The sequence below is a fragment of the Streptococcus equinus ATCC 9812 genome (assembly GCF_000187265.1).
GTDB classification, from domain to species: domain Bacteria; phylum Bacillota; class Bacilli; order Lactobacillales; family Streptococcaceae; genus Streptococcus; species Streptococcus equinus.
Map to the genome: position 1 here is coordinate 1,086,495 of NZ_GL698429.1, position 20,545 is coordinate 1,107,039.

General features: G+C 36.9%; 23 protein-coding genes and 1 pseudogene. 2 read left to right on the forward strand and 22 right to left on the reverse strand.

The window, feature by feature from the left end; all coding sequences use genetic code 11:
- Nucleotides 1-70 precede the first annotated feature (70 nt).
- The 17 genes and pseudogenes from rsfS to HMPREF0819_RS05285 form a co-directional block, all read right to left on the reverse strand.
- Nucleotides 71-424, reverse strand: coding sequence for a ribosome silencing factor (gene rsfS, locus HMPREF0819_RS05205; RefSeq protein WP_004233108.1), 354 nt, complete (start codon nt 422-424; stop codon nt 71-73).
- Nucleotides 425-936 (reverse strand): annotated as a pseudogene (locus tag HMPREF0819_RS05210) (cysteine hydrolase family protein). It lies immediately after the preceding gene.
- A complete protein-coding gene (gene yqeK / locus HMPREF0819_RS05215) occupies nt 933-1,532 on the reverse strand; it encodes a bis(5'-nucleosyl)-tetraphosphatase (symmetrical) YqeK (protein WP_004233111.1) in 600 nt (199 codons plus the stop codon). Before yqeK ends, HMPREF0819_RS05210 begins: the two are co-directional and overlap by 4 nt.
- Nucleotides 1,522-2,160 carry a nicotinate-nucleotide adenylyltransferase gene (locus HMPREF0819_RS05220; protein WP_044023352.1) on the reverse strand — a complete coding sequence of 213 codons (639 nt, stop codon included), beginning with the start codon at nt 2,158-2,160 and terminating at the stop codon, nt 1,522-1,524. The genes yqeK and HMPREF0819_RS05220 overlap by 11 nt, the downstream gene beginning before the upstream one ends.
- A gap of 71 nt (nt 2,161-2,231) precedes the next feature.
- On the reverse strand, nt 2,232-2,546 hold the full coding sequence (yhbY, locus tag HMPREF0819_RS05225; RefSeq protein ID WP_004233114.1) for a ribosome assembly RNA-binding protein YhbY: 315 nt from the start codon (nt 2,544-2,546) through the stop codon (nt 2,232-2,234).
- Nucleotides 2,547-2,657: 111 nt separating this feature from the next.
- Nucleotides 2,658-3,776 (reverse strand): ribosome biogenesis GTPase YqeH, encoded by a 1,119-nt coding sequence (yqeH, locus tag HMPREF0819_RS05230; protein ID WP_004233116.1) that lies wholly within the window; start codon nt 3,774-3,776, stop codon nt 2,658-2,660.
- Entirely contained in the window at nt 3,776-4,303 is a 528-nt protein-coding gene (locus HMPREF0819_RS05235; RefSeq protein ID WP_044023353.1) for a YqeG family HAD IIIA-type phosphatase, read from the reverse strand. The genes yqeH and HMPREF0819_RS05235 overlap by 1 nt, the downstream gene beginning before the upstream one ends.
- Before the next feature lie 104 nt (nt 4,304-4,407).
- A complete protein-coding gene (locus HMPREF0819_RS05240) occupies nt 4,408-5,028 on the reverse strand; it encodes a DUF4230 domain-containing protein (RefSeq protein ID WP_004233120.1) in 621 nt (206 codons plus the stop codon).
- Between the two features lie 265 nt (nt 5,029-5,293).
- Nucleotides 5,294-6,202 carry a DMT family transporter gene (locus HMPREF0819_RS05245; RefSeq protein ID WP_044023354.1) on the reverse strand — a complete coding sequence of 303 codons (909 nt, stop codon included), beginning with the start codon at nt 6,200-6,202 and terminating at the stop codon, nt 5,294-5,296.
- A 171-nt stretch (nt 6,203-6,373) separates the two neighbouring features.
- Nucleotides 6,374-7,285, reverse strand: coding sequence for a DMT family transporter (locus HMPREF0819_RS05250; protein ID WP_044023355.1), 912 nt, complete (start codon nt 7,283-7,285; stop codon nt 6,374-6,376).
- Between the two features lie 174 nt (nt 7,286-7,459).
- Nucleotides 7,460-8,902 (reverse strand): Asp-tRNA(Asn)/Glu-tRNA(Gln) amidotransferase subunit GatB, encoded by a 1,443-nt coding sequence (gene gatB, locus HMPREF0819_RS05255; protein WP_004233129.1) that lies wholly within the window; start codon nt 8,900-8,902, stop codon nt 7,460-7,462.
- Nucleotides 8,902-10,368 carry an Asp-tRNA(Asn)/Glu-tRNA(Gln) amidotransferase subunit GatA gene (gatA, locus tag HMPREF0819_RS05260; protein ID WP_004233132.1) on the reverse strand — a complete coding sequence of 489 codons (1,467 nt, stop codon included), beginning with the start codon at nt 10,366-10,368 and terminating at the stop codon, nt 8,902-8,904. Before gatA ends, gatB begins: the two co-directional genes overlap by 1 nt.
- Nucleotides 10,368-10,670 carry an Asp-tRNA(Asn)/Glu-tRNA(Gln) amidotransferase subunit GatC gene (gene gatC / locus HMPREF0819_RS05265; protein ID WP_004233135.1) on the reverse strand — a complete coding sequence of 101 codons (303 nt, stop codon included), beginning with the start codon at nt 10,668-10,670 and terminating at the stop codon, nt 10,368-10,370. Before gatC ends, gatA begins: the two co-directional genes overlap by 1 nt.
- A 177-nt stretch (nt 10,671-10,847) precedes the next feature.
- Nucleotides 10,848-11,396: a cysteine hydrolase family protein gene (locus HMPREF0819_RS05270; RefSeq protein WP_004233137.1), complete on the reverse strand. Its 549-nt coding sequence runs from the start codon at nt 11,394-11,396 to the stop codon at nt 10,848-10,850.
- Nucleotides 11,396-12,181 carry a GTP-sensing pleiotropic transcriptional regulator CodY gene (gene codY / locus HMPREF0819_RS05275; protein ID WP_004233140.1) on the reverse strand — a complete coding sequence of 262 codons (786 nt, stop codon included), beginning with the start codon at nt 12,179-12,181 and terminating at the stop codon, nt 11,396-11,398. Before codY ends, HMPREF0819_RS05270 begins: the two co-directional genes overlap by 1 nt.
- 205 nt (nt 12,182-12,386) lie before the next feature.
- Nucleotides 12,387-13,601, reverse strand: a complete 1,215-nt coding sequence (locus HMPREF0819_RS05280; protein WP_004233142.1) for a pyridoxal phosphate-dependent aminotransferase — start codon at nt 13,599-13,601, stop codon at nt 12,387-12,389.
- Nucleotides 13,602-13,637: 36 nt separating this feature from the next.
- Nucleotides 13,638-15,380, reverse strand: a complete 1,743-nt coding sequence (locus HMPREF0819_RS05285) for a glycerophosphodiester phosphodiesterase (RefSeq protein ID WP_004233144.1) — start codon at nt 15,378-15,380, stop codon at nt 13,638-13,640.
- 330 nt (nt 15,381-15,710) lie between these two features.
- Here HMPREF0819_RS05285 and HMPREF0819_RS05290 point away from each other — a divergent pair, with 330 nt between their 5' ends.
- Nucleotides 15,711-16,163, forward strand: a complete 453-nt coding sequence (locus HMPREF0819_RS05290; RefSeq protein WP_004233147.1) for a universal stress protein — start codon at nt 15,711-15,713, stop codon at nt 16,161-16,163.
- 82 nt (nt 16,164-16,245) lie between these two features.
- On the opposite strand, the gene HMPREF0819_RS05295 is transcribed toward HMPREF0819_RS05290, so the two are convergent.
- Nucleotides 16,246-17,649: an HAD-IIB family hydrolase gene (locus tag HMPREF0819_RS05295; protein ID WP_004233148.1), complete on the reverse strand. Its 1,404-nt coding sequence runs from the start codon at nt 17,647-17,649 to the stop codon at nt 16,246-16,248.
- 70 nt (nt 17,650-17,719) lie between these two features.
- Here HMPREF0819_RS05295 and HMPREF0819_RS05300 point away from each other — a divergent pair, with 70 nt between their 5' ends.
- Nucleotides 17,720-18,682, forward strand: coding sequence for an asparaginase (locus tag HMPREF0819_RS05300; protein ID WP_004233149.1), 963 nt, complete (start codon nt 17,720-17,722; stop codon nt 18,680-18,682).
- Nucleotides 18,683-18,730: 48 nt separating this feature from the next.
- Here HMPREF0819_RS05300 and HMPREF0819_RS05305 read toward each other — a convergent pair whose 3' ends face one another.
- From HMPREF0819_RS05305 to HMPREF0819_RS05320, 4 genes are read right to left on the reverse strand one after another with little or no spacing between them, the layout of a single operon-like run.
- A complete protein-coding gene (locus tag HMPREF0819_RS05305) occupies nt 18,731-18,940 on the reverse strand; it encodes a helix-turn-helix domain-containing protein (protein WP_004233150.1) in 210 nt (69 codons plus the stop codon).
- Nucleotides 18,941-18,951: 11 nt separating this feature from the next.
- A complete protein-coding gene (locus HMPREF0819_RS05310; protein WP_004233156.1) occupies nt 18,952-19,167 on the reverse strand; it encodes a hypothetical protein in 216 nt (71 codons plus the stop codon).
- A gap of 12 nt (nt 19,168-19,179) precedes the next feature.
- Nucleotides 19,180-19,686, reverse strand: coding sequence for a DUF2975 domain-containing protein (locus tag HMPREF0819_RS05315; protein WP_115264980.1), 507 nt, complete (start codon nt 19,684-19,686; stop codon nt 19,180-19,182).
- Between the two features lie 56 nt (nt 19,687-19,742).
- Entirely contained in the window at nt 19,743-20,114 is a 372-nt protein-coding gene (locus HMPREF0819_RS05320; protein WP_004233159.1) for a hypothetical protein, read from the reverse strand.
- Between the last annotated feature and the right edge of the window lie 431 nt (nt 20,115-20,545).

The following is a 20,545-nucleotide window of genomic DNA, read 5'->3' on the forward strand; positions in this document are numbered from 1 at the left end:
AACTTCTATCATTCTTAGAATGAAATAATCTGAGACAAGCGCCTCAGATTATAAGAATAATGCTGCAAAATTAAGCAAGGTATTCTGACACGTCAACCATTGGTGCTTCATGCCAAAGTTTTTCAATGTTGTAGTGTTCACGTTCGTCTTCTGAGAAGATGTGAACAACAACATCGTTAAGGTCCAGAAGTACCCAACCAGTACGGCTGTCACCTTCAGCATGACTAGCGTCACCACCAGCTGCTTTAACTTTTTCACGAATATTTTCTGCAATAGCGTCCAATTGACGAGTGTTCATAGCGCTAACGACTACAAAGTAATCAGTCACACTAGTCAATCCATAAAGGTCTAAGACAACCATGTCTTCTGCACGTTTTTCATCAGCTGCCTTGACAACCAATTCTAGTAATTCTTTTTTATCCATTTAATCCTCTTTTAAAATTTCTTCTAAATCAGCCACTTGGGCAAAACATCCATTCCAAGTGCTTTCATAATGCTGTATTAATTGTTCTGCTGTAATTTCTCTTTCAGCAAAGGTAGTCGTGCCATTTTTAATAACTACCAAATTATAGCCAAACTCAAACGCCACCTTAACAGTCGTATCAATGCAATAATTCGTTGCCATGCCAATGATAAGCAGCTGATCAATAGATTGGCTATCCAGATAAGTCTGTAAATGAGTTTCTTTAAAAGCACTATTATAATGCTTATCAAAGATTTTTTCTCCCGCTTCTGGAGCAATAGCTTCGTAAATTTCCCAGCCATGACTTCCTGTTAGTAGTTCGTCGTCATTGTGACAGACGTAAATCACCTCAATTTTTTCTCACGACAAGTGGCGATTGCTTTTTGCCAGACAGACAAGCAGTTATCAACTGCATACGGTTTAGCCTCTATCAATGCTGTTTGAATATCAATCACTAACAGAGCTGTTTTCATTTGTCATCTTTCATAAACCCAACATACGCATTATAAGTTTCAATGGTTTGTGGGAAGATAGGAAAGGCTTGGTGCGCTAGGTGTTCAACGGTATGAACAGTTTCGTAGGCTACCGCCTTATCAAGCGACTCCTTCGCAATCACGCGCGCTTCTTCCACCAAGGGAAAACGGCGACCTGGCTCGATGTAATCAGCGACATAGATAATCTTATCAAGCAAAGACATATCACTTGAACCAACGGTATGTGTCTCAATACTTCGCAAGATTTCCTTATCTGTCACGCCCAAATCTTCTTGAATCTTATAAATGCCGACCATGCCATGCCAGACATTATTACCCCATTTTTTGAGCTCAGGGTCAAGCTTATACTTGTCAATCAAATCCAGAAACTCTTGGTCTGAAAGTTCTTTGGCGTAATCGTGAATTAAGCCAGCAAGCCCAGCTTTTTCAGTGTCATAGCCATAGCGTTCAGCTAACTCAATCGCTGATTTTTCCACGCCAAGCACATGCTTGAAGCGTTTCTCGCTCATGACTGCAGCAACTTTATCTAAAAGCTCAGCTCGCTCAATTCCTGCTGTATATGTCTCATAGGCCACGGTAAAGACCTTCTTTCTCAATGTAGTCAATAACTGCCTCAGGCATTAAGAAATTCGGGCGGCAGCCATTTTCAAAATGATGACGAATCAAACTTGATGAAATGTCCATCATAGGCACATCGACCCAAATGACAGGATAAGATGTTCCTGCTTTGTATTTTGGACGTTGAACGCCGATAAATTGGACCATCTTGATAAGTTCATCAACCTTGTACCATTTTGGCAGATAATCCACCATGTCAGCACCGATAATGAAATAATAATCAACGTCAGGATTCTTTTCAATCAAGAGTTTCATGGTATCGTAAGTGTAACTTACGCCTTTTCGCTCTAGCTCAATCGTCTCGATACCAAGACCATCAACACCCTCGATAGCTAGTTCTAGCATTTTCAAGCGATGTTTTTCATCAATCGTGTCCTTTTTATCAAGGTGTGGAGGTTCATACTCAGGCATGAGAAGAACTTTATCCAAGCTCAATTGTTGGCGAACCTGATCAGCAACAACTAAGTGAGCATTGTGAACAGGATTGAAATTACCACCTAAAATCCCGATTTGTTTACGATTTTTATCTTTTACTTTTTTTTCCAATTCCACTTTGGTAAATGGAGTCAATAATTCTAATGCCAATTCGACTACCTCCGAGCTTTGCACAATAAGTGTCAAACTCAATTAACTACATTGCCTGCAAAAACAGACTTTTATTTGTTCAAATCCTTAACTTTTGGTGAGATTTTGCGGTTTTGTTTTTTAGATGATTCTTTGTAAAGAATGATGATACGTCCGATTTTAAGGACAGTATCGCAACCAATCTCATCTTCTAAGATTTCAGCCACTTCATGGATGTCTTCATCAGTATTTTGAAGAAGAGTGACTTTAATTAATTCACGCGCATCCAATGCATTGCGGACGCTTGTTTTAATTTGGTCGTTAAGACCGTTTTTCCCAATTTGTACAATTGGTTTCATTGAGTGTGCTTGTGATTTCAAAAAAGCACGTTGTTTTGATGTTAACATATCTATAACTCTAAGGGCGTTTCAAAATCAAATGTCACTAAAAAATCATCTGCTACTAGCCCTCGTCCAACTCAAAGAGAGCTTGAGCCAGACTTCCTTTCTTTTTATTTTTTAAATCAAAGCTTTACGAAGCACTACTGACACACCTTCTGGTGCCCACGCAGCAATCTTCACTGGTTTTGCTTGTGATGCTTTAATGCGAATCCAACCAAGTCCTGAATAAACCACATCCATTTTATCTTTGATGGTAAATTCATGGCGGACAAGTTTTGGAAATTCAGCTAATTCTTTGTCACTTGGTGGTGTCAAAAGACTTCCAACGTGTTTGTCGTAAAATGCATCTGCACCAGCTAATTTTGTACGGTGAAGTTTCAAATTATTATCAAAATAAGCTGTGAAACCTTGTTTGTCCCCTGAAATAAAATCAAATCGTCCCAAACCAGCTAAGAACAATGTTTGCTCAGGGTTAAGTTGGTAAGTTTTTGGCTTGATTTCTTTTTTCGGACTGATGTATTTTAGATTTTTGTCGCCAAGGTAGTGCGCCATTTGATGGCGGTGAATGATACCTGGTGTGTCAAAAATGTAAGAACCATCATCCAAAGGAATTTCAATCTTATCAAGCGTTGTTCCAGGGAAACGTGATGTTGTGATAATGTCTTTTTCACCTGTGATTTCTTTGATAATCGCATTGATAAGTGTTGATTTACCAACGTTTGTAACACCAACGACGTAGACATCACGACCTTTGCGCAATTTTTCAATCTTTTCAATCAAGTCTTTGATGGCTTGATGGTTTTGAGCACTTGTCAAGATAACATCAACAGGACGAAGTCCTTCTTCATGTGCACGTTCAGTCAACCATTGAGTGACTTTACCAGTTTTGACTGATTTAGGTAAAATGTCTTTTTTATTTCCGACAAGTAGGACGTCGTTACCAGAGACAAAACGTGACAATCCAGGGATAACTGAACCGTTGAAATCAAAGATATCCACAACATTAACCACAAGGGCATCACTGTCACCAACTTCGTGAAGAAGTTTCAAGAATTCATCATCAGTGATATGCACATCAGTGATTTCGTTATAGTGACGTAGTCTAAAACATCTTTGACAATACAATTCACCAGTTTCAAGTCCTTTTTCAAGTGCTGCTTTGGGTGTGTATCCTGCTTGTTCTTTATCTTCAGTTTGAATTTTGGCACCACAGCCAATACATAATAATTCTTCCATTAAATTCCTTTTTGATATTGAATTTTTCCGTATTTTTCTTCAAGTTTGGCCCAAACACGGCGTTCACGCCAGCGATTAATTTTAGTATTCCAAGCATCAGATTTAACCAAAGGTTTTACCAAAACAGACTGAATATCAGCACGGTGAGCCGCACGAATATCTGTCATCAATTGGTCACCAACCATGATAACTTCATCACGGTCAAATCCATAACGCTTGATTGCCATATTAATTCCTCGTGTGAAAGGTTTCATGGCGCGACTGACAAAGTCTACACCAAATCGTGACACAGCACGATCCACACGCGAATGGCTGTTATTTGATACGACAACCACCGAAATATCCGCCATAGTCATTTCATCCAACCACGTGCGAACTTCTGGTGTGCCATCTGGGTTATTCCATGCAATCAAAGTATTATCCAAATCTACTAAAACGGCATGAATCCCATGTCGCAACAAATCATCTGCTCTTAAATCATAAACTGCCTCAACCACGAAGGTCGGCCTATAATCGTCTATACTCAAATTACTCTCCAAAAAAATATATTTTACTATTCATTTTAACATATTTAGAACAATATGGCGAATTGAAAAAGCTCTTACTATGAAATAGCAGAGCTCATTTGTAATTAATCATAAACAAATTCAAGTGTGCAATCCGGATATACTGATTGAAATAAATTATTATAGTAATTTTCAGCAGATTCTTGAATTGTTTCTTTATATTGTTTTAAATATTCTTCTTGCTCATCACTTGATAATCCTTTAGCAACAGCTTCCCCTGTATCTACATCTTCTGTAGAAGCACTTAAAAATTCACCATTTTTATCATATGGTGTATATGGATTTTCAGGGTCTAATTCTACTCCGATAACTTCGAATTTTGGTATATGAATTGTGAAACTATTCTCACCATTTTCTTGAATTGAAACAGGTTGCTTAATTCCCAACTTTGCTGAATAGTTTAAAATAATGATTGCTTTTTTCTCAGAATATGGAATTTCCCAACCAAACACTTTTTTGACGTTTGAAATAGTATCTATTTTTTGAATTCCTACATTCAAAAATACAACCTGATTCACCTTTTCAATGTATTTTACCATTGAATATGATTCTGTGGTTTGATTTCCTTTAGAGTTACTATTTGAAACTCCAAGGAAGTAAGCTCCAATAAAAACAAAAATAGCAATTGCTATCATCCATACATAAACGGTGAATTTAAAACCAAATATCTTTTTCAAAATCTTCATCTTATTCTCCTATTTCTTCAAATACCAAATAAGCAACGCCACAACAAGTATTGCTAAATAAGGATTTAGGAATAATAATGCTATAGCGACAATAACAATCAAAGAAGTTACTAATTTTTTCATATCCTACCTACTTTTACTATTGTAATATAGAATATAATTTTATCTTAAAATAGTATATATTCAAGTCTTTTGCTTGTCAATCGCTTCTGTACATTTTTTGAAAATCTGTCAAAAAAAAAGGGTGCCAAAGCACTCTAAAGTATTATCGTAATCGTCTGCGTAATGCTATTAAATCTCTTAGTGAGATGAGAAGCACAGCAACGATAATCAGTAGCATTCCAAGAAAATCCATTGGATAAAAGACATCATGCATCAGAATAACTGTGAACACAACAGATGAAATCGGCTCAACTGCCGCCATCAAACTTCCTTTAACAGAACCAATAATTGCTGTTCCCATAAAGAATAAACTGTAGTTAAGAATTGTCCCAATACCAATGATACCAAAGAGTCCAATCAAGTTTCCTTGATTTAAAACAAGTGGGTATTGCCAAGCTTGCGTTGTAAAAAATGAAATTGTCCCACCCATGAGCATCCCAAGTCCAATGACTGGGAAACTACCATATTCACGAACATATTTTGCCGGCAAAACAACACAAAAAGCTGCTGTGACAGCAGAAAGCAGACCAAAGACAAGTCCTTTAGGAGTAATCGCTAAACCATCTAGACGACCGTGTGTCACAATGATAAAAGTTCCTAGCACAGCAAAGAAAATGGCTAAAAACTCATTGATTTCTGGAATTCGTCTTTCTTTTAAGGCAACAAAAAATAAAACAACAATCGGTGACATGTATTGTAAAACCGTCGCTGTTCCTGCATTGGTATAATCAATTGCCACTAAGTAAGAATACTGGTTCATCAAGAATCCAAGTATGGCAAAAAGCAAAATTCCTACAAGTACTCCTTTTGAACGCAAGACTTTCACCAAGTTCTCTCTATATTTTGTAGCAGCAATAGCTGTCAACACAGTCCCAGATATCAGCAAACGCATGCTAATCAACTGACTAACATTCATTCCACGAGACATCAAAAATTGCCCGCAGACCCCAGAAAGTCCCCAAGCAATCCCTGCGATGAATACCATGATGCTTCCTTTAAGATTTTTATTCATGTTATTAATCACCTTCTCCAATAATGTGCGAGTACCAGTATAACACATTTACCAAAAAGACGTCATGACTCTAACACCATATTTTTATAAAATAATCTTTCTAAAAATTCTTTATTACACGAATACTAAAAAAGTTATGACTGCACCTAAGCAACCATAACTTCTAAATCATTATTGATGTATTTGTTTATTCACCACAACCAAATCACGTAGCGAAATCAAAATAACTGCTGCAATGATGAAAATCATTCCAAGAAAATCCATTGGGTAAAAAATTTCATGCATGACAGTTACTGAGAAAAAGACAGATGAAACTGGCTCGATGGCTGCAAGTAGACTTCCTTTGACTGGACCGATAATACAAGTCCCCATCAAGAACAAACTATACGCAAAAACTGTACCAACGATGATAATTCCAAACAGACCTAGCAAATTCCCAGGATTTAGCACCAACTTATATTGCCATGGGTTTACCAAAATTGGAAAAGTAACGCCACCCATAAGCATTCCAAGACCAATCACCGTGAAACTGTCAAACTCACGAATCAATTTTGCTGGCAAAATAATATAAAACGAATAGGTTACCGCAGAAAATAATCCCCATGCAAAACCTTCTAAAGTGATTGCTAGCCCATCAAGATGACCGTGTGTTGCAATGACAAAAGTCCCCAAAATTGCTAAGATAATCGCTAAAATTTCGCTTCCTCTTGGTAACTGTTTTTTTCTCACAGACACATACGCCAACACAAGAATCGGCGCCATGTACTGGATAACCGTTGCTGTACCTGCGTTTGTACTTTCAATCGCTCTTAGATAAGCATATTGATTCATCACAAGACCAATCAAAGAAAAAATAGCAATGCTGCCAAGTGTCTTTAAGGACGTTACAGCCTTAATAAAAGTCTCTCGCTGATTTAGCGCCGCAATTGCCGTCATTATCACCCCAGAGATAATCAGGCGCACACAAGATAATAAATCAACATTCATGCCATGAGCCATTAAATATTGCCCAGAAACACCAGAAATTCCCCATGCAGTGCCTGCGATAAGCACCATCAAACTTCCTTTTACATTTTTACTCATTTTTACATTGTTCACCTTACCAATAAAAAATCCAGAACCAAGTATAACACATTTAAAATTGATAAAAAACACTATCACAGCAACTTTTTACAAAGTAATCTTTCTAAAAATTCTATTAATTTTTGACAAGAAAAAAAATCACCCCGAAGGATGATTTTTAATGACTTATTCTACTTAGTCTTCTTTCAATTTTGCCAACTCTTGTGCCAACAATTTAAGGGCAACTTGTGGGTTAGCTTTACCTTTTGTAGCTTTCATCAAGAATCCAGTAAAGGCTTTGTCAGCATTACGTTTACCTGACTTGAAGTCAGCAACGGCAGCTTCATTGTCTTCAAAGACTTGGTGGATGATTGGGATAAGCACTGCAGGGTCAGAAATTTGAACTAAACCAGCTTTTTCAACGTATTCACGCGCAGAACCACCATTTTTAGCCAAGTGAACAAAGACTTTCTTGGCAATTTTTGATGAAATGGTACCATCAGCGATGATAGCAAGCATTTCAACAAGGTTTTCTGGTGTTAACAAGATTTCAGAAAGTGTTTTGTTTGAGCTGTTAAGGAATTGAGCCACTTCACCTTGCAACCAGTTAGAAACGTGTTTAGCATCTCCACCAAGAGCAACGGCACTTTCAAAGAAGTCAGAAGTTGATTTTGTTGCAGTTAATTGAGCAGCATCATAAGCTGTCAAACCAAATTCATTAATGTATTTAGCACGACGTTCTTTTGGAAACTCTGGAAGAGTTTGACGCATTTCTTCAATCCATTCGTCAGACACTTCGTAAAGTGGTAGATCTGGTTCTGGGAAGTAACGGTAATCTGATGCACCTTCTTTAACACGCATCAAGATTGTTTCACCAGTTGACTCATCGTAACGACGTGTTTCTTGTTGAATTTGACCACCTGAACGAAGCACTTGTGCTTGACGTTTTTGCTCGTAGATAAGACCTTTACGAACGTTGTTAAATGAATTCAAGTTCTTCAATTCAGCTTTTGTACCAAATTCTTCTTGACCGTAAGGACGAAGAGAAATGTTGGCATCCACACGCATAGAACCTTCTTCCATCTTAACATCAGAAATACCAGTGTATTGGATAACTTCTTTAAGAGCAGTTAGGTAAGCGTAGGCTTCTTCTGGTGAACGCATATCAGCTTCAGATACGATTTCAATAAGTGGCACACCTTGACGGTTAAGGTCAACATATGAGTAACCATCAGTACCGTGAGTGTTTTTACCAGCGTCTTCTTCCAAGTGAGCACGTTCGATACGAATTTTCTTAGTTGAACCATCTTCAAGTTCAATTTCAATCCAACCGTTATATCCAATTGGTTCATCAAATTGTGAAATTTGGTAAGCTTTTGGATTATCAGGATAGAAATAGTTTTTGCGGTCAAAGTGCATGTTTTGGTGAATGTCCATGTTAAGGGCTAGCGCTGCTTTAATACCAGCATCGATAACACCTTTGTTCATAACAGGAAGAACACCTGGGAATGACCAGTCGATAACGTTTGTGTTTGTATTTTGGTCGTTACCAAAATGTGTTGATGTCGGTGAAAAAATCTTTGAATTAGTATTCAACTCAACGTGGACTTCAAGCCCGATGACTGTTTCAAAGTTCATTATTTGTCACCTCCAAAAATAACGGGTTGTTGTTTGTGATAATCAGTTGTTGCTTCAAATGCAGCTGCAGCTTGATAGATTGTTTCTTCACTGTATTTTGGACCAATCAATTGCATACCAACTGGAAGACCTTGAGCAAATCCAGCAGGAATTGAAATACCTGGAAGACCAGCCAAGTTTACAGGAATTGTCAAAATATCAGCCAAATACATAGAAACAGGGTCGTGATTAAGTGTATCTAAGCCAAATGCTACGCTTGGAGCTGTAGGACCTAAGATAAGGTCATAGTCAGCAAAGATTTTTTCAAAATCACGGATAATCAATGTACGAACTTGACCTGCTTTTTTGAAGTAAGCATCGTAGTAACCTGATGACAAGCTAAATGTCCCAAGCATAATACGACGCTTAACTTCATCACCAAATCCTTCGCTACGTGTGTTAACGTAGATATCTTCAAGGTTGCTGTAGTTTTCTGTACGATAACCATAACGGATACCATCAAAACGTTGCAAGTTTGAAGATGCTTCTGATGATGCAATGATATAGTAAACAGCTACACCATATTTACTGTGTGGAAGACTAACTTCTTCAACAGTTGCACCAAGTTTTTCAAAGTGTTTAGCAGCTTTAAGAATTGTTTCTTTAACTTCTGGGTCGATACCTTCACCAAGATATTCTTTTGGAAGAGCAATCTTCATACCTTTAATATCTTGACCGATTTTACTAGTGAAATCAGAAACTTCACGGTCAGATGAAGTAGCATCTTTAGCATCGTGACCAGCAATTACGTTCAACAATTGTGCATTTTCTTTAACTGTTTGGGCAAATGGTCCAATTTGGTCAAGTGAGCTACCAAATGCAATCAAACCAAAACGTGAAACACGTCCGTAAGTTGGTTTCAAACCAACAACACCATTGAAGGCTGCAGGTTGGCGAATAGAACCACCAGTATCAGAACCAAGTGACAAACGAACTTGACCAGAAGCTACTGCAGTTGCAGAACCACCAGATGATCCACCAGGAACTTTAGTTTGGTCCCAAGCGTTTTTAGTTTTCTTGAAGTATGATGTTTCAGTAGAACCACCCATGGCAAATTCGTCCATGTTTGTTTTACCGATAACAACCATATCTTTACCGTAAAGTTTTTCAACAGCTGTCGCATCAAAAATTGGTTCGTAGTTATAAAGCATTTTAGATGCTGCAGTTGTCAAAATTCCACGAGTTGAAATGTTATCTTTAACTGCCAAAGGAATACCTGACATCACATTATCAGCGTCAATTCCTTTTTCATCGATTGCAGCTGCTTGTGCAAGCGCAGCTTCTTCAGAAACAGTGATGAAAGAATCAACAGCTACTTCACGTTCTTTAATGTCTTCAAGTGTTGCTTTTGTTAATTCAACTGCTGAGATTTCTTTATTGACAAGAAGATTGTGCAACTCATCAATTGATTTTGTATTAAATGACATTATGCATCTCCTCCGTCTTCTAAGATAGCAGGCACTTTAATATAGTAATTTTCAGATTGAGGCACGTTTTTAAAGAGCTCATCACGATCATCACCAGCTACTGCAACGTCTTCACGCATAACAGTCTTACGATCTGCCATTGTCGTTGTTACAGGGACTCCCTCTGTATCAACTTCATTCAAGAGTTCTACCATATCTACAATCTTAGACAAAGTTGTCGCAAATTCTGTTGTTTCTTCATCAGAAAATGACAATTTTGACAGATTTGCCACATGACGAACTTCTTCTTCAGAAATTTTCATCTCTATCTCTCCTTGATTATTTTAAATCGTAAACCAAATTGACAATATAGTCCCTAAAATTATACCACATTTTACTTTTCTTTAACATGTAAAAGAAAGCGAGAAAGCTCTTTCCAGAGAATTTTTCACACTTTTCTTCTAAAGCAAAAAAAGAAGTGGTCATCCACTTCTTTCAACTTAAATAATCTTTGCACCTAAAACATTTTTGAAATGATTTAAAGCAAACTGATGATTTTCTTGTGTTAAGCTCGCTACTGCCGCAGCAGGAATCTCAATATCATACCCAAGATTATAGGCATCAATAGCTGTGTGTAATACACAAATATCCGTCAGAACACCTGTCAAAACTACTGTTGTGATACGACGTTCACGGAGTCGAATATCTAAATCAGTCCCTGAAAAAGCTGAATAATGACGTTTATCCATCCAAAAGACACGTTGATCTGACTGGATTGTTTCATACAAGTCGGCTAGTTTACCATACAAATCACGTCCACTTGTCCCCTTGATATTATGTGGCGGGAACAATTTTGCTTCTGGATGAAAATCATCACCTTCATCATGAGCATCAATGGCAAAGAAGATATAGTCTCCAGCTTCATACGCTTCTTTAGTTACTCGGACAATATCATCTTCAATAGCTTGCGCTGGTTTTCCAGCAGTCAATTTACCATCGTCAGCTACAAAATCGTAGGTATAATCAATTGAAATAAGAGCTTTTGTCATTAATTATATTCCTTTAATTTATCAAAGATACCTTCATTGATGACTTTAAGGTAAGTACCTTTCATACCCAATGAACGGCTTTCGATAATTCCTGCTGATTCCAATTTACGTAGAGCATTAACGATAACAGAACGTGTAATACCAATACGGTCAGCGATAACAGATGCAGTCAAACGACCTTCTGTACCATCCAATTCACCCAAAATAGCAGATACTGCTTTCATTTCTGAGTAAGATAGTGTGTTAATCGCCATGTTAACAGCTGTTTGTTTACGAATTGTTTCTTCAAGGTTTTCAGTTTGAAGGTTAAGTAATTGGATACCAACTACTGTAGAGGCGATTTCGACAAGGATTAAATCATCTTCTGAAAATTCTTTATCATTACGCCAAATGATAAGAGATCCAAGACGCATACCACCACCGTAGATTGGAGCGATAGTTGTTAATCCATCAGGGTAAATATCTTTTGATTCAACTGGGAAGATTGTCAAATCATTATCTACAGACAAGTTAGCTTCAGTATCGTAAACACGACTAACCGCTTTTACGTATTCTTCAGGGAACTGTTTCGCTTGAAAGAACTCTTCAACACGGTCAGTATTTGTTTTATACTTCATTGCATAACCAAGAAGGTTTCCTCCTCCGTCGATGATGCAAGAGTTACAGTCAATGATATCAGCAAGTTGAGCAGCCATTGTGTTATATGGTAATTCGGTATCAAGGCTATCAACTGAGCGTTGCAAAATTGACGTAATCTTTCTAGTTTTTTCTAATAAATTCGGCATTTTCTACTTCCTTTGCGTTATTTGCGTTACAATTATATCAAAGGAACCCTTATTTTGCAAACAATTATCTGAAAATTTCTTTATCTTCTGATAATTTTGTAAGCGCATACTCTTTAAATTTAATTTAATCAAAAAAAAATCATTAGAACGTTCGTATGTAAAGCCTTATCAAAGCAAAATACGACACCGTTCTAACGACTAGGTCTTAACGTTTATATTGACTAAGAACACGTGTTAATTTTTCTTGAACTTCTGCCAATTCTTCAACACGTGGCAAATATACAATTCGGAAGTGGTCAGGTTCAGTCCAGTTAAAGCCTTTACCTGGAACCAACATGACTTTTTCTTGTTTTAACAGTTCCAAACAGAACTGCTCATCATCATCAATCTGATACATGTCTCGATCAATTTTAGGGAAGATGTAAAGTCCTGCCTCTGGTTTTACAGCAGACAAACCAGGTACTTCATTAACAGCTTTATAAATGAAGTTACGTTGTTCGTAGATACGTCCTCCAGGAATCAACAGTTCATCAACTGATTGATAGCCACCAAGAGACGTTTGAACAACATTTTGTCCCAATACATTAGCGCAAAGACGCATGTTAGCTAACATGTTAAGCCCTTCAATATAACCCTTCACATTATGTTTAGGGCCTGATAGAACCATCCAACCAACACGGAAACCACAGATTCGGTGTGATTTTGATAAACCATTCATAGACACACAGAAAACATCTGGTGCCAAGCTTGCAATAGCGGTGTGTTTCTTACCATCCATTACTAATCGGTCATAGATTTCATCCGCAAAGATAATCAAGTCATTTTGACGGGCGATTTCTACAATCTCTTTTAGCAAATCATCTGGATACAAAGCTCCTGTTGGGTTGTTAGGATTGATAATAACAATAGCTTTGGTATTTGAGGTGATTTTTGATTTGATATCATCGATATCTGGATACCAGTTTGCTTTTTCATCACAAAGGTAATGCACTGCATTACCACCTGCAAGACTCACACAAGCTGTCCATAATGGATAGTCAGGCATTGGCACTAAAACTTCATCACCATCATCAAGAAGAGCTTGAAGTGACATTGAGATAAGCTCAGAAACACCATTTCCTAGATAAATATCATCGATATCCACATGTGGAAAACCTTTTAGCTGACAATATTGCATGATAGCTTTACGAGCAGAAAAAATCCCTTTACTATCAGAATAGCCTTCACTGCTACGGGCATGCGCAATCAAATCGCGGATAACCTCGTCTGGAGCTTGAAAACCAAAGGCAGCTGGATTTCCTGTGTTAAGGCGAAGAATTTTTTCACCGTTGGCAATCATACGATCAGCTTCATCAAGAATCGGCCCACGAATGTCGTACGCCACATGTTCTAGCTTTGAAGATTTATCAAATATTTTCATAGATTATACCTCGTCTCAAATATTATAAACTTTCCTTTATAAATTTTCAATCCAAGAAAGATTCATAATTTGCAAAAAATAATCAAGATAACTGACATCCGATGTAAGGTCTTTTTGAACCTTTCTAACTGAACTTGTGTAGTCCGTAATAACACGATCAGCACTAGTCTTCAGGTACCTTTCAATGTCATCTTTTGAATTGACCGTCCAGACAAAAATTTTCTTACCATTTTGATGAACTTTGTGCGCTAAATATTCGTTATATGAGAAGTCTTCAATCGCATAAAAATCCATTTTAGGACTCAAAGAATCACCAACTTGAAATGAAATGGTGTGCCCGACTGTCAAGTTTGGAGCAATCTTTTTCACTTTCTCTGCAGCCTGCAAATTAGATGACATGACCAAAGAAGACTTGTCAATTTTTAGTGATTTCATTTTATTAACAAAAAGTTGGGTATAGTTATCTGGCTCATTGCCAGTTGTTTTTAGCTCAACCAAAAGTTTTGTTCCTAATTGCTTAGCTTTAGCAACATAGTCATCAAAAGATGCAATTTGTGAATTGTGGCTTCCCTGCTTAGTTTTTAAACCAATGACTTCTTTAGCCTTAGAGTTTGAAATAGTGATGTCTTTACCAGTCAGACGTTTGAGGTTATCATCGTGGCTGACAATAAACTGACCGTCTTTTGACAAGACGATATCCAACTCTGAATAATCTGCTCCAGCTCTTGCTGCCGCTTCAAGAGATTCAATAGAATTTTCAACACCTTTAGGTGACATTCCGCGATGACCAACAACAGTCACGTCATGTGCTTGTTTTCCTGTAGCTTTTAAGGCATTATAGGCAAAACCAAGACCAAAAACGAGTAAACACACTCCTGCTAAAACTAACATGCTATGTTCGTTTTGAGAATTTGTCACACAATCATCGTTTTCTATTGTTTTCGCCAAATAAGACATAGAAAATAGTTTAAACAGTAATCGACCTGCAAAAAATATCAGCCAAATGACTATCAAAAATAGTGCTGTTCCCCAAAAACTTCTAGCTCCGCCATCAATTAAGCTAGCCAAAACAACTACCATGCCACTAAGAAGTCCCATACCAAGTAGGATAGCTAAGCCTATAAAAACAATCCCAAAAGCTCTAAAAATCTTCTTACCACGCGTCAAGCTCAATGATTCTTTCATGCACCAACCAAAATGTTGGCTTTCATTTGTGACCGCAAGCGGAATGGTATAAATAAAACGGAGATTAAGGTAACTAAAGACAAGATAGAAAGCACAAACTGATAATTTAAGATAATCATGTGCTTGCGATACCCATGTCATAAAGCTTGGAATGTAAAGATTTTCCAAAAAAGACGCTGCCACTAAAAAGCGCAAAAACGGAACCAATAAGGCTAAATAGCTTAGAAATGCGAAAAAATGCTTACCAGAAATTGTTTTTGAAAATTTTTTACTTTTTTCTTTTAAAGAAGATCTTAAAAATTGCCATTTCAATTCTTTATGGCAAATGACTTCAACTAGCACAGAGAGTTCGAGATAAGCTAAGAATGCTAACAAGAAAAGATGAACCAAAAGTGCAACTAGTAAAAGCAGATTAGTCAAGAAAGAGTTAACATAATCGATATTTATCGCTGGAACTCGAGAATGAATCACAAGCATTTTAAAAATTAAGGGAAGCATGTAAGCTCCGATAGTCGTTAAAACTAATTGAAACAGACCTGCTCTCAAAAGATAGGATTCTTTATTTTTTCTAAAATCTTTTAAAACTTTCCTCATAACCTCTAACTATATTTCTCCTCGCTTTTTCTATTATAGCAAAAATATTCAGAAAAATTCCTTAAACGCTTTCATTTTTAAGACAAATAGGTTATAATACCTTTAGGGATATTTCTTTAGATAAATGTAAGCGTTTATCGATATCTTATCTTATCCCGTCTAGCTTATTAAAATTATTGATATGGGCAGGAAGTTTGGAATGCGAAATGTTGTTACGTTTTAACAACAGACGGATAACTAACCTTAGTTCTCGATAAACCAAGATTTCTTACCAGTCCTATGTTTTCGCTTGATTTTACGCTCTTGCTAGCATAATTAAGGAGGCAGCTTATGTCACATCATTATGAAAAAATCCTAGTTGCCATTGATGGTTCTTACGAATCAGAATTGGCTTTTGAAAAAGGGGTAAACATTGCACTGCGTAACGACGCAGAGTTACTACTTACACACATCATTGATACACGCGCACTTCAAAGTGTTGCAACTTTTGACACTTATGTTTATGAAAAACTTGAACAAGAAGCAAAAGAAGTGTTGGATGACTATGAAAAACAAGCTCGCGACAAAGGTTTAACTAAAGTCAAACAAGTCATTGAATTTGGTAATCCTAAGACTCTCTTAGCACGTGATATTCCTGACAAAGAAGGAGCTGATTTAATTATGGTTGGGGCTACTGGTCTTAACACATTTGAACGACTCCTCATCGGTTCTTCATCAGAATACATCATGCGTCATGCAAAAGTCGATTTACTAGTTGTTCGCGATAGCGAAAAAACATTCTAAGTCTTGATTAATATCAATTCTCTTTAATAATAATTTTTAATCAACTATTCTATAACTAAACTACGAAAAAAACCAAGTTGGTCTAATGACTAGCTTGATTTCTTTTTTTACGATTAAGTGATTTTTGAATTTGGCGATCAAGCTCACGCTTAATAGCAGGTTCTGGAGCGAATTTTTCTTCCCAGTCATCTGGTTTTAAAATTTTATGTGTGACAGGATCAAAATGCGCTTGACCATCAGGGAATAGTTTTCCCATATTGGATTCGTGAACAATTTCAAAGAATGGTTTTGGATCAACTCCCATTAAAACAAATGAACCATAAGTAAGGTATAAAAGATCTGTCAAAGCATCCACTTGACCGACAAGTGATGTTTCTGGGTGTTCTTTACTTTCAACTTTTTGAACAGCCTTATCAACAGCTTCGTGCAAATTAGAAATTGATTGTTTGAAAGCTTGTGGATTCCCCTTGCTTGTTGCATATAAGAATTCAACAATTTCTTCCACTTTAAAATCAGAACGATGATCTGCTTCTTCAAGTCCGTATAACCTTGGTACTTCGCAAGTCTCCCCATCCATTTGATGGTGGAAATCTTTGACCTTGTTAAAGTTGTCATCTTGACTATCAAATCTTTCTCCGACTTTAACATGAATCAAACCATAATGCGCTAATGCTTTTGAAATACCGTTGTTATTATTAGAGTCAGTCGTGTAAGTAGCAGCTTCTTTAACAGCTTCTTCTGCATTTCCCATGGCAACACCAATACCAACTCCAGACAACATCTCCATGTCGTTGTCAGAATCACCAAACGCCATGACCTCATCTAAAGTAAAGCCAAATATATCCCCAAGTCGTTCAACACCTTTAATTTTTGATTGCCCTTTTGAAATTAAATCTGCTGAATAAGGGCTACTACGTGTCACCTTGATATAAGGAAAGGCGTTTTGAATATCAGCCGTTTCACTCTCAGTTGCTACAAGAACAACTTGATAAACAGGCTGACGCATGATTGCCAATAACGTATTTAAATTTTGCGGTTTAAACCGTCGGATAAAATGCTTAAAACTTCTCTCTACTGCTTTTGCCCAACGCTTTGGCACAATTGTACTCACAATTTGTCCAAAACGACTTGTCCCAATACCAATGATGCGTGATCCAACTAAGCCAGACGCGGTACCCAAAGAAATTTCGCGACGATGGTCATTTGCATAACGAATCAAACGATAAACCGTTGAGACCGGCATCTGTTTATGATAAAGCACCTGATCTCGAGTAAAAATGTATTGTCCGTTATAGGTAATGGCAAAGTCTAAACCAAGATTTTCAAGATAGGGTTGAACAAAACCAGGACCACGTCCCGTTGCCACTCCAACAAATATTCCTTGTCTTTTCAGACTTTTAATGGCTTTTTGCGTTGATAGCTGGACATTTTTACGGTCGTTTAAAAGTGTTCCGTCTATATCAAAAAAAACTGCTTTTATTGACAAAGCATTTCTCGCCTTCCTTCTTTATGTTAAAATAGATTATATCACAATTTTAAAAGGAAGTTTGATTGTCATGAAAAAAATCCTTGTTCTACATACTGGTGGAACTATTTCAATGCAGGCTGACGAAGCTGGTCATGTTCGTCCTGAAAATGATAATCCGATGAACCATGTCGGTGTCAATCTTGATAACATTCAAGTGACTGCACTTGATTTTTTTAATGTGCCTAGCCCGCACATTACCCCAAAACATATGCTAAAACTTTACCAAAAAATTAAAGAAGAAGCTGATAATTTCGATGGTGTTGTTATTACTCACGGTACTGATACGCTTGAAGAAACAGCTTATTTCCTTGATACAATGGAAGTTCCAAATATTCCAATCGTCCTTACAGGTGCCATGCGTTCCTCAAACGAACTAGGAAGTGACGGGGTTTATAACTACCTCAGTGCTCTTCATGTTGCAAGCCATGATAAAGCCGTTGGAAAAGGTGTTTTAGTGGTTATGAACGATGAAATTCACGCAGCAAAATACGTGACAAAAACACACACAACTAATGTTTCAACCTTTAAAACACCAATTCATGGACCACTAGGAATCATCATGAAACACGATATCCTATTTTTCAGAACTGCTGAGCCGCGTGTTCGTTTTGATTTACAAGATATTTCTGGTACTGTTCCAATCATCAGAGCATATGCCGGTATGGGGGGCGACGGTATCATCAGTTTCTTAAATCCAAGCAATGTTCAAGGTGTTGTTATCGAAGCGCTCGGTGCTGGGAATATGCCACCACGCGCTGCTGAAGAAATCTATGACCTCATCAAGCAAGGCGTTCCAGTTGTCCTCGTCTCACGCTGCTTTAACGGTATTGCAGAGCCTGTTTATGCATACGACGGCGGTGGCGTTCAACTTGCAAACGCTGGTGTTATGTTTGTCAAAGAACTTAACGCCCAAAAAGCCCGCCTAAAACTTCTCATCGCCTTAAACGCAAGCTTAAAAGGACAAGAACTAAAAGAATATATCGAAGGATAAAAAAATCCACACAAAAAAGCTGAAATCCGAATCTGGACTTCAGCTTTTTTATTCTTCATCAGGAATATATTCTAAAATATCACCAGGTTGACAACCTAATTCACGGCAAATAGCGTCCAAGGTCGTTAAGCGAACTGCTTTTGCCTTCCCTGTTTTAAGAATTGATAGATTGGCATTGGTAATACCAACATGCTCTCCCAACTCTCCTGATTTCATTTTACGTTTTGCTAGTTCAACATCAAGATTAATTTGAATCATATGACTACCTCCTAGTCATCATTTTTTATTATGGTTTTAGAAAATGGTGTGTGATGTGTTTGAATAAACTCTTCCAACGACTGCTTTTCTACTTTATCATTTTCATCATCAATATTAACATATCCACATGTAACAAACTCACTATTATTTACAATTGTAGAAGCTACTGTGACAAGAGCAAATACTGCGACAAGTACCATAACTGCTTTTTTCAATTTTTTACCCATCTCAAATCTCCTTCAACTAAATCGTAAATTCATTTTCTTCAGCGATAAAACAACAGCTTTTTCAAGAAGTTTTGCAAACACCCAAATAAGAAGTGCAGCAAAGATAAATGTTAAATTGATGAAACCAGATCCATTAACAGCAAGTACTACTTCAGAACCACCATCAAATGAAGCCAAAAGCAAGAAGAGACTTGCACGTTTAGCTAGTGTGACATTTTCTGTAATAAAAATTTCATCTGCAATTAAGTTCTTCAAAAATTTACGGATTGTTCCTAGAAGCAAGAACATCATAACAGTACTATACAACATTGTCAGTAAAGATACATAATCAAATGTTCCACTCATTAGCGTAAAACTCCAACCGTTGCTAAATCCATGTTGGCCGACAAATGAACTGTTACTTAAAAATAGTGAAAGAATCCCACCTGCTACAAGTGCAACTATTCCAAAAATATTTACGCCGTATAAGAAAGTTACAAAGTTTAAAATGTATTTAAATGTTTTAGTATCGCTTTTCATCATTTTTCTCCTCTGGTTTTTAATTGATAATTGGTAAGATGATAATGATTTTAGGGCTAAGCCATGTGACGTGAGCGTAGGTATTTAACAAGTAGAAAAGCAAGGACAAAGTAACTGCAAATTGAAAAGTCAACAATAACATGAGCTTGGTGCATTGATGTCGATAAAGTATTTTGAAGAAATGAGACAACAAATGTAAAAATGCTAGCTTGTTTCAAGAAAAGGTATGTTTTATCAGCTAAAATATCTTTTACTGTAAAGTTTGCGATAAAGTGTTTTAGTTTTGTTAGACCGTAAATCATTGCTGAAGTTGTCAAAATTGTCAAAGCTGTGACTAACCAAGTATTTGTATCTTTGCCAATCGCCCACTCAATCACACCGTAATGACCTGCATTTACAGTATCGTAACCATAGATATGTGAAGTCAAGTCAGCAAGAATTGTTAATACTAAAACAACATTTGTGACGTTAATAGCAACTTTAGCAACAGTTTTTATCGAAAATCGATATATTTTTATTTTTTTGCGTGATTTTTAACAAAAATAGACTTTTTCTATGTTTTTCAGACAAAAAACTCTAAGCAGGTTTCACCTGCTAACTCATGACAGAAAAAGAATCACCGACTATAATTAAGGTGAACAATACAAATCCGTGGTGTTTAATAGAGCTTTGCCTAGCCTGTACAAAAAACTGGATAAACAAGGGTCGTAAGATAACTCGAATACGTCTTGAACGTGAAAATAAAATTACTAACAACCTCTTTTTCTATTGTTCAATGATAGAATCGGAGGTTTTTATTATGGAAGTTATGATTGAAACATGCTGTGGTATTGATGTTCATCAAAAGTCTATTGTCTGA